This window comes from Paenibacillus sp. FSL H7-0716 (genome assembly GCF_038002705.1).
In the GTDB taxonomy this organism is placed as follows: domain Bacteria; phylum Bacillota; class Bacilli; order Paenibacillales; family Paenibacillaceae; genus Paenibacillus_AQ; species Paenibacillus_AQ odorifer.
The window spans coordinates 25,869-39,676 of record NZ_JBBODA010000011.1; the positions used below are offsets into that span (position 1 = coordinate 25,869).

At 45.8% G+C, this 13,808-nt stretch carries 10 protein-coding genes, 1 tRNA gene and 1 pseudogene; 3 read left to right on the forward strand and 9 right to left on the reverse strand.

Annotated features, from left to right (window positions below; genetic code table 11):
• Window positions 1-18: 18 nt before the first annotated feature.
• The 3 genes from yihA to lonB all read right to left on the reverse strand — a co-directional run bounded on the left by yihA (window position 19) and on the right by lonB (window position 5,007).
• Window positions 19-687 (reverse strand): ribosome biogenesis GTP-binding protein YihA/YsxC, encoded by a 669-nt coding sequence (gene yihA / locus MHH60_RS15930; RefSeq protein WP_036685063.1) that lies wholly within the window; start codon window positions 685-687, stop codon window positions 19-21.
• Between the two features lie 12 nt (window positions 688-699).
• The gene (gene lon / locus MHH60_RS15935; protein WP_076137820.1) at window positions 700-3,063 is read right to left on the reverse strand and encodes an endopeptidase La; all 2,364 of its coding nucleotides are present in this window, start codon (window positions 3,061-3,063) and stop codon (window positions 700-702) included.
• Window positions 3,064-3,297: 234 nt separating this feature from the next.
• Window positions 3,298-5,007, reverse strand: a complete 1,710-nt coding sequence (gene lonB / locus MHH60_RS15940) for an ATP-dependent protease LonB (RefSeq protein WP_038573063.1) — start codon at window positions 5,005-5,007, stop codon at window positions 3,298-3,300.
• A gap of 204 nt (window positions 5,008-5,211) precedes the next feature.
• On the opposite strand from lonB, the gene MHH60_RS15945 reads away from it, so the two are divergent.
• Window positions 5,212-5,370, forward strand: a complete 159-nt coding sequence (locus MHH60_RS15945) for a hypothetical protein (RefSeq protein WP_179088940.1) — start codon at window positions 5,212-5,214, stop codon at window positions 5,368-5,370.
• 855 nt (window positions 5,371-6,225) lie between these two features.
• On the opposite strand, the gene MHH60_RS15950 is transcribed toward MHH60_RS15945, so the two are convergent.
• From MHH60_RS15950 to MHH60_RS15975, 6 genes are all read right to left on the reverse strand, one after another.
• The gene (locus MHH60_RS15950; protein WP_076137822.1) at window positions 6,226-6,897 is read right to left on the reverse strand and encodes a BlaI/MecI/CopY family transcriptional regulator; all 672 of its coding nucleotides are present in this window, start codon (window positions 6,895-6,897) and stop codon (window positions 6,226-6,228) included.
• A 201-nt stretch (window positions 6,898-7,098) separates the two neighbouring features.
• Window positions 7,099-8,226, reverse strand: a complete 1,128-nt coding sequence (gene ispG / locus MHH60_RS15955) for a flavodoxin-dependent (E)-4-hydroxy-3-methylbut-2-enyl-diphosphate synthase (protein ID WP_036685055.1) — start codon at window positions 8,224-8,226, stop codon at window positions 7,099-7,101.
• Between the two features lie 112 nt (window positions 8,227-8,338).
• The gene (gene clpX, locus MHH60_RS15960; RefSeq protein ID WP_036685052.1) at window positions 8,339-9,595 is read right to left on the reverse strand and encodes an ATP-dependent protease ATP-binding subunit ClpX; all 1,257 of its coding nucleotides are present in this window, start codon (window positions 9,593-9,595) and stop codon (window positions 8,339-8,341) included.
• Between the two features lie 12 nt (window positions 9,596-9,607).
• Window positions 9,608-10,198 (reverse strand): ATP-dependent Clp endopeptidase proteolytic subunit ClpP, encoded by a 591-nt coding sequence (gene clpP, locus MHH60_RS15965; protein ID WP_076129430.1) that lies wholly within the window; start codon window positions 10,196-10,198, stop codon window positions 9,608-9,610.
• A gap of 386 nt (window positions 10,199-10,584) precedes the next feature.
• A complete protein-coding gene (gene tig / locus MHH60_RS15970) occupies window positions 10,585-11,919 on the reverse strand; it encodes a trigger factor (protein ID WP_036685045.1) in 1,335 nt (444 codons plus the stop codon).
• A 98-nt stretch (window positions 11,920-12,017) separates the two neighbouring features.
• Window positions 12,018-12,863: a hypothetical protein gene (locus MHH60_RS15975; protein ID WP_038573064.1), complete on the reverse strand. Its 846-nt coding sequence runs from the start codon at window positions 12,861-12,863 to the stop codon at window positions 12,018-12,020.
• A gap of 279 nt (window positions 12,864-13,142) precedes the next feature.
• Between MHH60_RS15975 and MHH60_RS15980 the strand changes: the two genes are divergently transcribed.
• Both MHH60_RS15980 and MHH60_RS33300 read left to right on the forward strand, forming a co-directional pair.
• Window positions 13,143-13,216 (forward strand) — tRNA-Arg (locus MHH60_RS15980).
• Window positions 13,217-13,592: 376 nt separating this feature from the next.
• A pseudogene (locus tag MHH60_RS33300) lies at window positions 13,593-13,742 on the forward strand (transcription termination factor Rho); the annotation flags it as partial.
• Window positions 13,743-13,808: the final 66 nt, after the last annotated feature.

Sequence of the window (13,808 nt, forward strand, 5' to 3'; positions counted from 1 at the left end):
TGTAAATGAGTTCATATCTTACGCTTCGGTTGACTCCTCTTGCTGAGATTCATTTGCTATCATTTCAGCATCCTCTGAATCCGGAGATTCATTCTCAGAAGGGCGAATATACCCATCAATTAAGCCCCAAAGCTCGTCTTTGCCGAGACCAATTTCCGAGGAGAATGGAATAAAATTATCCCCTGGCAGCACACCCAGCTCCTGCTTCATGGTCTTGATATGTTTTTGCCAGCGTGTCTTCGGAATTTTATCCGCTTTGGTCGCTACAACACACATAGGAAGATCATAATGCTTCAACCAGTCGAACATCATCTTATCATTGCTGGTAGGCGAATGCCGCAGGTCCACAATAAGCAGAACAAGCTTTAACGTATCGCGCTCAGAGAGGTATTTCTCAACCATTTTACCCCATACGGCGCGTTGCGTCTTGGAAACCTTGGCATACCCGTAACCTGGAAAGTCAACAAAATACATGCTGTCTTCATTGATACGGTAATAGTTCATGTGTTGTGTCTTACCAGGCGTGGAGCTTGTCCGAGCCAGATTCTTACGGTTAATCATTCGGTTAATGAGGGAGGACTTCCCCACATTGGAACGCCCTGCCAGAGCAACCTCTGGCAAGGAATCATCAGGGTACTGATCAGGGCCAACGGCACTGATAATAAATTCGGCAATATTAACTTTCATAGGACTTCCTTTCTAATGCACACTACTCGGTGGCTCACTGCTAATTTCATTATGAGGCTCAACTAACGCATGATGCAAGACCTGATCCATATTAGATACCGGTACGAACTCAACATCATTACGTACGCTCTCAGGAATATCTTTCAAATCCCGTTCATTGTCTTTAGGAAGAAGGATCTTTTTATATCCAGCTCGGTGAGCGGCAAGAGATTTCTCTTTCAATCCACCAATGGGCAGTACACGTCCCCGCAAGGTGATTTCACCTGTCATCGCCACATCCTTCGAAACATAACGTTTCGTGAGCGCGGAGATCAATGCGGTTGCAATCGTAATCCCTGCAGACGGACCATCCTTCGGAATTGCACCTTCCGGAATATGGATGTGAATATCAATCCTCTCATAAAAATCGGGCTGGAGCCCCAGCTCCTCCGCCTTCGAACGAGTATAGCTGAATGCGGCCTGTGCCGACTCCTTCATTACATCGCCCAGCTGTCCGGTGAGGGTTAGTTTACCTGTTCCCTGCACAACCGTAACTTCGATCAGCAGTGTATCCCCACCGACCTCAGTCCAAGCTAGCCCAGTGACGGTACCAATCTGATCTTCAAGCTCGGCCATACCGTAACGATATTTGGAAGCCCCAAGATAATCCTTGATGTCGTCAGGAAGAATGATCACTTTCTCTTTTTCCTCAGACACGATTTGTTTCGCAGCTTTGCGGCATAACGCTGCAATCTGCTGCTCCAAATTACGCACACCGGATTCACGGGTATATTCGCGGACAATGCGTAATAAGCTATCGTCTTCGATAATCAGTTGATCTTCTGCAAGACCGTGGTTTTTCTTCTGCTTAGGCAATAGATAACGGCTGCCGATTTGCAGTTTCTCCAGTTCCGTATAACCTGGAATGAACAGCATTTCCATCCGATCCAGCAAAGGACGTGGAATATTATGCACTACGTTCGCTGTTGTTACAAACATTACGTTCGACAAGTCGAACGGCAGCTCTACAAAATGATCACTAAACGTGTTGTTTTGTTCTGGATCCAGCACCTCAAGCAGCGCTGAAGATGGATCTCCACGGAAATCCGCAGCCATCTTATCGATTTCATCCAATAGGATAACCGGATTAATCGTACCCGCCGTCTTCATGCCTTGGATAATCCGCCCCGGCATCGCACCTACATAAGTCCGGCGATGACCTCGAATCTCCGCCTCATCACGTACACCGCCTAACGAGATACGGACGAACTTGCGGTTCAGCGAGCGGGCGATGGAACGAGCCAGTGAGGTTTTCCCCACCCCTGGAGGACCTACAAGACATAATATCGGACCCTTAAGCTTCTTAACCAGCTGCTGAACGGCCAAATATTCCAATACCCGTTCCTTCGGTTTTTCCAAACCGTAGTGATCCTCATCAAGTACCTGCTCGGCCTTTTTGATGTCAAGATCATCCTCTGTCTGTTCACTCCAAGGGAGACTGAGCAGCCAATCTACATAGTTGCGAATGACGCCGCCTTCCGCAGAGCTGACGGGCATTTTTTCCAGCCGGTCGATTTCTTTATCCATCTTTTCTTTCACGCGTTCCGGAACATTTTTCTCTTCCATTAGTGCCCGCAGCTCTTCCGCTTCTCCTACCCGGCCTTCCTTCTCGCCGAGTTCTTTCTGGATCGCTTTCATTTGCTCACGCAAATAATATTCCTTCTGCGTCTTTTCCATCTGCTTTTTGACACGTTGATTGATCTTACGTTCAAGCTCCAGCACTTCACGCTCATTATTAAGAATATCAAGAAGCTTCTCCAGCCGTTTACTAACATCAATCGTCTCGAGAATTTCTTGCTTATCCTTAATTTTTAGCGATAAATGGCTCGTAATGACATCCGCAAGTCGACCAGGCTCTTCTATATCGGATACAGCAGCGAGGGTCTCTGGGGTCACTTTTTTGGATAACGTAATATAGTGTTCGAACTGATTGAGTACTGTACGCATCAGCGCGTCACATTCTTGATTGCTATCTTCATCTTCCGGCAGCTCACGCGCCATAACCTCATAGTACTCATCATTATCGATATAATTAATAATTTCGGCCCGTTCTACACCTTCAACCAGTACACGTATCGTACCATTTGGAAGCTTCAGCATTTGCCGCACATTGGCGACAGTACCGACCCGAAAAATATCGTCCTGACCTGGCTCTTCAATATTCACTTCCGACTGGGAACAAAGAAGAATCAAATTATCTTCAACCATAGCTTTCTCTAGCGCCCGAACTGACTTCTCACGGCCCACATCCAAGTGAAGAACCATGCTTGGGTACACAAGAAGCCCTCTTAGCGGCAATAAAGGAAAACGACGACCTTTTGTTTTATTTGTCATCATCGCTTTCGCACCTCCCATGGCTCTCAATTAATCTCATATGCATTCATTCTAACAAAAGCAGCCCCAAAACACCAACAGAGTCCTTAGATTTCAAGAAGAACCGACTTGCTTTTCCTTAAATAGAGACAACATATCTTATAGCATTTAAAAAGGAAGCAGCAGAATTGCCTGCAGCCTCCTTTATTTTACAGCGACAAATCTCACCTTATTCTTCGAATTAGGGATCAATTTAGTTTAACCCTTTGCAGATTCACCAGCGGCATCGGCCTTTAGGAGTGAAGGTGCAGCGGAGAACAACTCTCCAGCAACCGCAGGCAACCTTACATCAGCTGTATCGGCACCGAACAGATGACGGAACACCTCTTCTACTGTTTCCATTGGAATAACGCGTAATGGCGCGAGGTCAGCGAAGAGAGACTGCCAGTTTTCTTTTGGAATAAGCACTGTAGTGGCTCCAGCTTGAAAAGCAGCTTCTACTTTGGCGATTACACCACCCACTGGCTTAACTCGACCGTGGATGCCTATCTCGCCTGTGATCGCTACCGTGTTATCCACGGGAAGTCCACGAATAGCAGAGACGATTGCTACTGCCATCGCCACCCCTGCCGAAGGTCCGTCAATTGGTGTACCACCTGGGAAATTTACATGTAGATCATAACGATCGGGCTCCAGATTCATCGTACGTAGTACAGTCAATACATTCTCAACCGAGCCCTTTGCCATACTTTTTCGCCGAATCGTGCGGGAGCCTCCACCGATCTCTTCTTCATCCACCACACCGGTCACGTTCAATCTGCCTTGGCCGTTCACAGCAGGTGCTGCGGAAACTTCGATTTCGAGCAGAGTACCCATCCCTGGCCCATATACAGCAAGACCGTTTACTAATCCAATCTGTGGCGCGGAAGGAATCTTGCGTTCCGTACGTAGAGGAAGCTGGCTGCTGCCTGCCACCCATTCCACATCAGCAGCATTTAGTGTATCTCTCTGCTCAGTTAAAGCTAATCCGGCAGCCAACTGAATCATATTAACTGCCTCCCGGCCGTTGGTTGCATACTGTTGCACCACAGTGACTGCTTCCGGACTTGGTTTAAGCCCGATTTTCTGTATCGCGTCACGCGCGATGACGGCAATCTCATCCGGCAGCAGCGGACGGAAATAAATCTCCATGCAGCGCGAACGCAGCGCAGGTGAAATCTCATCCGGAGATCGCGTAGTAGCGCCAACTAGCCGGAAATCAGCAGGCAAGCCATTTTGAAAAATATCATGAATATAAGCCGGAGTATTATTATCCTCCGAATTATAATAAGCGCTCTCTAGCAGGACCTTCCGGTCCTCAAGCACTTTAAGTAGCTTATTCATCTGAATAGGGTGAAGCTCTCCTATTTCATCCAGAAAAAGAATCCCGCCATGCGCCTTAGTCACCGCACCCGGCTTCGGCTGTGGCACACCTGCCACACCCATGGCTCCTGCACCTTGATAAATAGGATCATGCACAGAGCCGATCAACGGGTCAGCAATACCACGCTCATCAAACCGAGCGGTAGTGGCGTCAATCTCTGTGAATTTGGCGTCACTTTTAAAAGGAGAAAGCACATTCTTTTTCGCCTCTTCCATGACAACACGCGCTGCCGCAGTCTTGCCTACTCCCGGCGGACCATAAATAATCACATGCTGCGGATTAGCGCTGCAAAGTGCGGCTTTCAGGGCGCGCAGCCCATCTTTTTGCCCGACAATATCTCCAATAGAAGCCGGACGTGTTTTCTCCGACAATGGTTTAGTTAATGTAATCATCCGCATTTTCCGTAACTTGTCCAGTTCCTTGCGCGACTCTCGTTCCACCGCTGTCTTATTTGTCTTCTGACCCCGCAGCAGATTCCAAAAGTATACGCCGATAACCAGCGCGAAAAAGAGCTGCACGATCATCACAACTATACTTAATTCCATAGGTCATCCTCCTGTTTCGTTCAGTCTACCTTTCCACCCTTGGCTACTATTAGGTAGTATAGCCGTTTCGGTAATTAGTAAACGCGAATTTGCGGATTTGTTGAATTGTTGCCGTAGGATAGACTCTGATAATTAATTTTAAGAGCATTAATGAGTGTGGGAGTGTGAATGTGGCTTATGTAAATTTTAAAAAGGAGAAGATTGTTGAGGTGGTTGGAACTGAGATTAGAGAGGTGGTTGGAGGGAGATTGGAGGAGAAGGAATGAGGAGGAGTGCGGAAGTAAAGGAGGGATGAAGAGGGATGAAGAGAAATGCGGAGAATCGTTGAGAAATACGGGAGAGATTAGTGGAAAGAGAATTTGAGTAACTGTAGTGTTAGGGGGAATCGTCATACTTAGTAACTGAGGATTGAGATCAAGACTATGTGGGGACGAGGAACCTAGTTCTGCGACTGTACCGCTAAGGGTAAGAGCGTCGGGAGTTTCCTGTAGCTTAGTTTGTTGAGTTCGAGGAGGTACTATTAGAAGCTGAGTCAGCTGGACGCAGTGGGTTACTTCTAGATGCAGAGTTAACTTAGTTTGCTGAACATTTCCCTTTGTATCTCCTATGCTCGTAGAAACATCCTATTTAGTACAAAAATCTAAGTATCATTGGTACCCAGCTAAATAATTAGGGAATTCCTCCCTATTTATCAGTGATTCACGACCTCAAAGCTGCCAATTAGGGAAATCCTCCCTGATTATCGGTCGAATCACACATAAATGGGAGAAATCCTCCTTTTATTAGGGAGTTTTTCCCTAATAAGCTTGATTTTGAGCCATAATCGGCTTATTTCAGGGAGAATTTCCCTAATTGTTGCGTTTTACTTCATAACGGACTTCACATCAAGCTCCTTCACATACCTTCTTTTCAAATTCCCACCTTCAGCAAAAGTCATGGCCAACATTGTTACGCCTATATGATCAGCTCCATCAAACCACTTCTGCTACACCTGCTCCATCAGCCACTTTTACAACTTTATCCACTTCAAAACATCAGCTACATCAGCTACATCAGCTACATCAGCTACACCAGCTACACCAGCTACAATAGCACCACCAACTCCATAAGTTTCACCAGATACATCAATTACATCTAAACTGTTATATTAATTACTCCTACATAAACTGCTTCAATAATTAGCCTCCATCAGCCATCAGCCATCAGCTTTTACAATTATCAATCCCAGTAAAAAAGAACATCACGAGCCAGCTTATACTCAACATTTTTGACGCCGATTCCCCTCTTTACAGGAGTAAGCCAGCCTTTTTCACAGAGATTCTTTAGCATCATCCGTACTGTTTTGGGATCTAGCGTGAAATAATTAGCGACTTCTTTAGGGCGTATCACCCCAGCTTGACGCACCACTAAACGCATGATTTCCTTCTCAGCGATTAGCAATCTGCCACGCGGTGCATCTACAATTTGGTAGCGGCTTAGCGCCAAACGCAGCAGTGTAACACATAACTCAGGGCGCTGTTCAACATCATCATAGGCAAATGAAAGTACTTGATAACCCATTCCGTACAGAAAAGTTTCACGATTTAGCTCATTACAATACTTCAGCCTATCCATGTCTCTTACATGAGCTGCATACCCTTTGATCTCAAACAAAAGCTTGATTGGTCCCGGCAAAAAAGCAAAATCAGCAAAATATGCTCGTCTTTGAAAATCCAGTACCTCATACTCCGGATGAAGATCATTGAATTCACCACGAAGCGGCCACCAGACATTCTGCAAAAATAATTTCTCGGCGTGGCCATGACCTCTCTCCAGCCTCCCCCGCCGTTCGCCCGTTCTGTTTGCAAGATGATGCGCAATAAATTTTTCATGGGCTTGTTCATAGTTCATGTTTACTCATTCCTTCCTCCAAAATAGGAAATAAACACAAAAAAACGCCCCATGGGCCCCGGGTTTACCGGAGCTGCACAGGGCGTTCTTCGCCACTTAGATCACCACTTACCTAACGTCGCCCAAAATTACTATACGATGCTAAGAAGTGTTTATAATATTATGAGATTGAAAATTCTTATAAATACCATTCAGGCCAAGTTACTTCGACTGCACCGGAGGTGCAAGGTTAGCGTGGGCGCGGCCTGGGATTTCGCCCGTTGCCTCGTAAGCCACCACGATCGCATCAATTTCCTTCTTCAGCTCGTTCACGAGTTCTGCTTCAGGCACTTTACGGATCATTTGGCCGTAACGGAAAAGCAAACCTTCTCCACGAGCGCCAGCAATACCGATATCTGCTTCACGTGCCTCACCAGGACCGTTAACAGCACAGCCAAGGACAGAAACTTTAATAGGCACCTTAAGCTTCGAAATGTATTCTTCCACCTCATTAGCGATGGAGAAAAGATCGATATCCAGTCTTCCGCAAGTCGGACAAGAGATCAGCGTCGCCGCGTTAGAGATCAGACCAAACGTCTTCAGCAGTTCACGCGCCACCTTAACCTCTTCAACCGGATCGGCACTAAGCGAGATACGCAGTGTGCTGCCGATGCCCATTGAGAGCAGTGCACCAATACCTGCGGAGCTCTTCACAGTACCAGCAAACAATGTTCCAGATTCTGTAATCCCCAAGTGCAGTGGATAAGGAATAACTTCCGCAGCCTGACGGTAAGCTTCGATGGCCATTGGCACATCGGATGCTTTTAGAGAAACGATAATGTCGTGGAAATCCAGTTCCTCCAGAATACCAATATGGTATAACGCACTTTCTACCATGGCTTCTGGGGTTGGATATCCGTATTTTTCCAAAAGATGATTTTCCAAAGAACCGGCGTTTACACCAATTCGAATCGGAATACCTTTTTCTTTACATGCTTTAACTACCGCTTCTACCTTTTCGCGACGACCAATGTTCCCCGGATTAATCCGTACCTTATCGATGCCGTTCTCGATAGCCATCAACGCTAGCTTATAGTTGAAATGAATATCCGCTACGAGTGGGATATGAATCTGTTTCTTGATCTCCTTGATTGCGGCAGCCGCCTCTTCATTGTTGACAGTTACGCGTACTAGCTGGCAGCCTGCTTCCTCAAGCCGCAATATTTCAGCTACAGTAGCCTCCACATCAGCGGTTTTGGTTGTACACATGCTTTGAATCGCAACCTCGTTGTTTCCCCCAATAATGAGCCCGCCAACATTGACAGGACGGGTTTGGTGTCTCAAGAACATGATTTTTCTCCCCCATAACGCCAAAGCTCCACCCCTTCGCTCCCGCTAATGTGAAGCGGGATAAGCGGAAGAAAGGTGGAGACTGTGACATGTATTGTTAAGGAAAAGCGGCTTACGCGCTTTCCTCTTTTTTCTTGTCTTTCTTAAGGTTGAGCTCAGGCAAAGCTTTCTCCTGAACGACCTGTTCCGTGATCACACAATCCTTAATATCATCGCGTGAAGGAACTTCATACATCACATCGAGCATGATGCTCTCAATAATCGCGCGCAGTCCACGGGCTCCCGTATTACGTTTGATCGCTTCCTTGGCAATTGCTTCGAGTGCCAATGGTTCGAACTTCAACGCTACGTTGTCCATTTCCAGCAGCTTGATATATTGTTTAGTGAGTGCATTTTTAGGCTCGGAAAGGATACGTACAAGCGTATTCTCATCAAGCGGCTCCAAAGTCGAGATGACTGGCAGACGGCCTACAAATTCAGGAATAAGACCGAATTTGAGTAAATCTTCAGGCAATACCATCGACAAATATTCGCCAGGCTTAAGATCCTTTTGTCCTTCAACTGCTGCGTTGAAGCCAATGATTTTTTTACCGATACGGCGTTTAATCATTTGCTCCAGACCGTCAAAGGCACCGCCAACGATGAACAGGATGTTCGTCGTGTCGATCTGAATAAACTCCTGGTGAGGATGCTTACGTCCGCCCTGCGGAGGCACAGAAGCAACAGTTCCTTCCAGAATCTTCAGAAGCGCCTGTTGTACACCTTCGCCGGAAACGTCACGAGTAATGGACGGATTCTCGGACTTACGTGCCACTTTATCAATTTCATCAATATAGATAATGCCGCGTTCGGCTTTCTCCACATCGTAATCTGCAGCTTGAATGAGTTTGAGCAGAATGTTCTCAACATCCTCGCCGACATAACCAGCTTCTGTTAGAGAAGTAGCGTCTGCAATAGCAAAAGGAACGTTGATAATCTTCGCCATCGTTTGTGCTAACAAGGTTTTACCAGAACCTGTTGGACCGAGCAAAAGGATATTACTCTTCGTCAGCTCAACATCTTCGATCTTACTTTGGCTGTTCACACGCTTGTAGTGGTTATAAACCGCTACAGAAAGAGATTTCTTCGCTTGCTCTTGACCGATTACATATTGATCCAAAATATCGCGAATTTCCTTTGGTTTTGGAATATCCTTCAGATCAAGCTCTTCCTCATGACCGAGCTCTTCTTCCACAATTTCCGTGCAAAGCTCGATACATTCGTCACATATATAAACGCCCGGTCCTGCTACAAGCTTACGAACCTGCTCTTGTGATTTACCGCAAAAAGAACATTTCAATTGCCCTTTTTCATCATTAAATTTAAACATCTAACCACCCCTTTAAGATTTCATCGGTGAAGAAAGAACCTGGTCAATAAGCCCATATTCCTTGGCTTCTTCCGCGCTCATGAAGTTATCGCGGTCTGTGTCCCGTTCGATTTTTTCAAGGGGCTGACCTGTGCGATCTACATAAATTTGATTCAGCTTCTGTCTCGTCTTGAGGATCCAGTCAGTGTGAATCCAAATATCAGACGCTTGACCTTGAACACCGCCGAGCGGTTGATGAATCATAACTTCGCTGTTGGTCAGCGCATATCTTTTGCCCGGAGCCCCAGCTGTTAGAAGGAGCGATCCCATGCTTGCTGCCATCCCTACACAAATGGTTGAAACATCCGGTTTGATATATTGCATCGTATCGTATATACCCATGCCGGCTGTTACTGAACCACCGGGTGAGTTGAGGTACAAGTGAATGTCCTTCTCGGGATCATCTGCTGCCAAAAACAGCAATTGAGCAATAACCAGATTGGCGACATCATCGTCAATCGCACTGCTTAAGAAAATGATGCGATCCTTGAGCAATCTGGAATAGATATCGTATGAACGTTCTCCACGACTTGTTGATTCCACAACCATTGGTACCAGACTCATGCCACCAACCTCTTTTCTCTGTACAGATTAGTCTTATCGTTTCAGAAATATTTTAACACGTTCACGGCGCGATGTCATTTTTTCACTACAGTGGACAGTCCGCTGCTTGTGAATTGTGACGTTACCGCCCCTATTACCTTATTGCCATACGTTCATACGGATACCTATGTAGTCACATATATTTGCGGCCGAGGATAAAAATAAGGCACGTAACGAAACTTACGTGCCTTATCATATCTGTATGGAGGCCGTGTAACTTGGCCGTTCTAGGTAGTGTCAAGCTAAAACGCCTTCGGCGTCCTTTTGAGGACGGTAAGCGTTTATGCGAGAATTATAAGAATAAAGTATAAAGTGAAACTTATACCTTCTTATAATTTTAAAATATCCTACTCAGCTTTAGTGTCTTCAGCAGCTGGTGCTTCTTCTACTGCTTCAACTTCTACACTATTGCTAACAAGGAAATCAATGGTTTTACGCAACGAAAGCTCTTCGCTCAAGCTGCCCAGTGAACCGTTAGCTGCCAAGATGCTGCGGATTTCTTCTGGAGTACGTTTGTAAGCTTCAGCCATAGTAGCCAACTCTTCGTTAACTTCTTCTTCGGAAACTTCAATGTTCTCTTGTTTTGCGATAACTTCCAATACCAGGTTGTTGCGAACGCGTTTTTCAGCATCGCCTTTCATTTGGTTCTGCAAGTCTTCACGAGTTTGGCCGGAGAAGCTAAGGAACATATCCATGTTCATGCCTTGTTGACGAAGACGAGTGTCGAAGTCACGAACCATGTTCTCAACTTCACTGTTGATCATAGCTTCAGGGATTTCAACTTCAGCGTTAGCTGCTGCTTTATCAACAACTGCATTCTCACGAAGGCCTTTCAGTTCTTCCTCTTTACGGGATTCGAGCTGAGCTTTCAGATCTGCTTTGTACTCATCCAAAGTTTCGAATTCACTTACATCTTTAGCGAACTCATCATCGAGTGCAGGAAGTTGTTTGCGTTTGATTTCGTGCAGCTTCACTTTGAATACTGCTTTTTTACCCGCAAGGTTCTCTGCATGGTATTCATCAGGGAAAGTAACTTCAACATCTTTGAAATCTCCAGTAGCCATTCCTACCACTTGCTCTTCGAATCCAGGAATGAAGGAGTTGCTGCCAAGCTCAAGAGAGTGACGTTCAGCTTTTCCGCCTTCAAACGGTACATCATCTACATATCCGTCAAAATCGATTACAGCGATGTCGCCGTTAGCTGCTGCTTCTTCTTCAACTACTACAAGCTCAGCATGACGTTCTTGCAGACGAGCAAGTTCAGCACTCAACTCTTCTTCAGTCACTTCAGCTTTTTGTACTGGAACTTCCAGACCTTTGTAATCGCCGAGCTTCACTTCAGGTTTAACCGTGATCTTCGCTTTGAAGATAAAGGATTGGCCTTTAGCGAATTGCTCAATATCAACTTCAGGACGGTCTACAGGGAAGATGTCAGTTTGTTCAACTGCTTCACCGTAAGCTTCAGGAAGAAGAATGTCGATTGCATCTTGGTACAAGCTTTCTACACCAAAACGGGATTCAAAGATCGGCCGAGGTACTTTACCTTTACGGAAGCCTGGTACGTTAGCTTTTTTAACGACTTTGTTAAAAGCTTTATCAAGTGCTGCTGTTACGCGTTCTGCGTCTACTTCTACTTCAAGAACTCCAAGGTTCTTCTCTATTTTTTCCCATGTTGCTTTCATATTATACTTTTCCCTCCAAAATATAGGTTCACAAGTTTACTTCAAATAATGATACAATCCACGCACAGAATAACCATTATATTATATACAACATTACTTTATTTATCAAGTAGAGAAGTCTTTACAAAACCCTTGAGAGCACGATAAGCTCCCTCAAATTGAAAGCGCATGCCGTCTGTGATGCCATACATTCCACGTGTCTCTTCCTCTTGTCGGGAGCCGTTTAAACTTTCAGAAACAAATTGGTGCAAAGCTCCTGCCCAAATATCCAGCAAAACGTCTTCGCCTTCCAGCAATTTCCGATATTCGTCCGACCCATAAATCGACATGATGAACTGACCCCAGAGCTCTTGTGCAAAATAATACAGCGTAGGCTCATGCACCTCAGCCTGCTCGGCTACCCGCTCCAGCACATGACTCACCTCCGGAGGAAAATCCTCCGTCTGCAGTGGCACGCTCTCGATCTCTACAAGTACCGTTTCATGTCCGCGAATCAGCTTCACTGTTCCCTGCATCCCACGCCGCTTAAGCGTCTGCAAGGTCCGAAATTGTAGCAGTGGATGAACATTATCCCCCTGCAACCAAGTGGTCAGCTCCTCGTCAACGCCGCCACCTTCCAGATAGGATAGCTGCTCTAGTGCAAGTATTGTCGCCTCAGACAGAGGTTCATTCATCACCCGCTGCAGCAGCTTTTTGGGATACCCCGCATCCTCGTTCATTTTGGATTTGGCCAAAAAGCGGGCCATATCCTCTTCCCTTAAGTCTTCGTCTTCGGGGTGAACAGCTCCCTCCGCATCTCCATTCTGGGACGCGTAAGGAAATGCCGTTTCGAGCCATTCCAGCAGGGACCGCCATTCCTCGTAATTTCGCTCTTCCTGTCCTTGACACTGCAGCAAAAAACGAAGCAGCTCCATCGCTTCCCCGTAGCGTTCACTTTCCAGCATCACCGTCAGCTGGATTTGATAATAGTCCAGTGTCTTGGGGAAAAGGACGATATTCTCTTTGGTGGCGGGGGAATCCGAATGTTTAATGAGGGCACCTCCTTATGTCTACTTATGTGAATGGAATCCTAACCATTATAAAAGTTATTAATACCTTAAGCTTCTTCCGAAACTTAATAATTGTAGATTATAGCATACCCCGTACTCTTTTTAAAAAACAGCTTGAAAAAAAACACCCCATATGATATGATAATTCCTGCTTGCTTTTCTGCCAGCAACCATGTCCCGGTAGCTCAGCTGGATAGAGCATGCGCCTTCTAAGCGCACGGTCGGGGGTTCGAATCCCTTCCGGGACGTCATATAGAAACAGCCTTCCTTCGGGAAGGCTGTTTCTGTGTTCAGGGGAGGGGTTGGGCGGAGTTCTGGGTCCGATGGAGCTTAGCAATCGAAGCTCAGTTTCCATGAGTCAGTACCACATCATACCCCGCCGCATTAGAACATTACGGCTGCTTTTCCGGAGAAACGCCGCTACATGCTATCTAATTGCATTTTTTGCAACTAAAAGTACCCTTTTTCCTCCAAAACTCGCTTTAATTGCATTTCATACACTTATATTCTCAGATTTACGCCTAGAATGACCTTTTCACCATTTTTAACTGCACAAAGTGCAATTAAACCCAAACAAACCTATCCCCATTAAAAATAAGTGCATAAAGTGCAATTAAAAACCACTCTTATCACCATTACTCATTACTCACCACTGACTACTCATCACCTGTAGGTTTGGGACAGCGGGGTTTGATTGTAGCACCTCCAAAAGCAGGAAAAACGCTCCTCTTAAAAGAAATTGCCTCATTACTCTCTACTCACCACCCACCACTCATCGACTATTACTCTTCACATTCCCATTTCTAATTTTTTAAATATGGGAAATTTTCCAGTTTTCTA

What these genes read in the sequence shown, in the direction of transcription:
- ispG (WP_036685055.1), bottom strand. Translation starts at nt 8,226, where the DNA reads ATGTTCTTGAGACACCAAACCCGTCCTGTCAATGTTGGCGGGCTCATT.
- MHH60_RS15975 (WP_038573064.1), bottom strand. Translation starts at nt 12,863, where the DNA reads ATGCTGGAAAGTGAACGCTACGGGGAAGCGATGGAGCTGCTTCGTTTT.
- MHH60_RS15950 (WP_076137822.1), bottom strand. Translation starts at nt 6,897, where the DNA reads ATGAACTATGAACAAGCCCATGAAAAATTTATTGCGCATCATCTTGCA.
- lonB (WP_038573063.1), bottom strand. Translation starts at nt 5,007, where the DNA reads ATGGAATTAAGTATAGTTGTGATGATCGTGCAGCTCTTTTTCGCGCTG.
- yihA (WP_036685063.1), bottom strand. Translation starts at nt 687, where the DNA reads ATGAAAGTTAATATTGCCGAATTTATTATCAGTGCCGTTGGCCCTGAT.
- lon (WP_076137820.1), bottom strand. Translation starts at nt 3,063, where the DNA reads ATGATGACAAATAAAACAAAAGGTCGTCGTTTTCCTTTATTGCCGCTA.
- tig (WP_036685045.1), bottom strand. Translation starts at nt 11,919, where the DNA reads ATGAAAGCAACATGGGAAAAAATAGAGAAGAACCTTGGAGTTCTTGAA.
- clpX (WP_036685052.1), bottom strand. Translation starts at nt 9,595, where the DNA reads ATGTTTAAATTTAATGATGAAAAAGGGCAATTGAAATGTTCTTTTTGC.
- clpP (WP_076129430.1), bottom strand. Translation starts at nt 10,198, where the DNA reads ATGAGTCTGGTACCAATGGTTGTGGAATCAACAAGTCGTGGAGAACGT.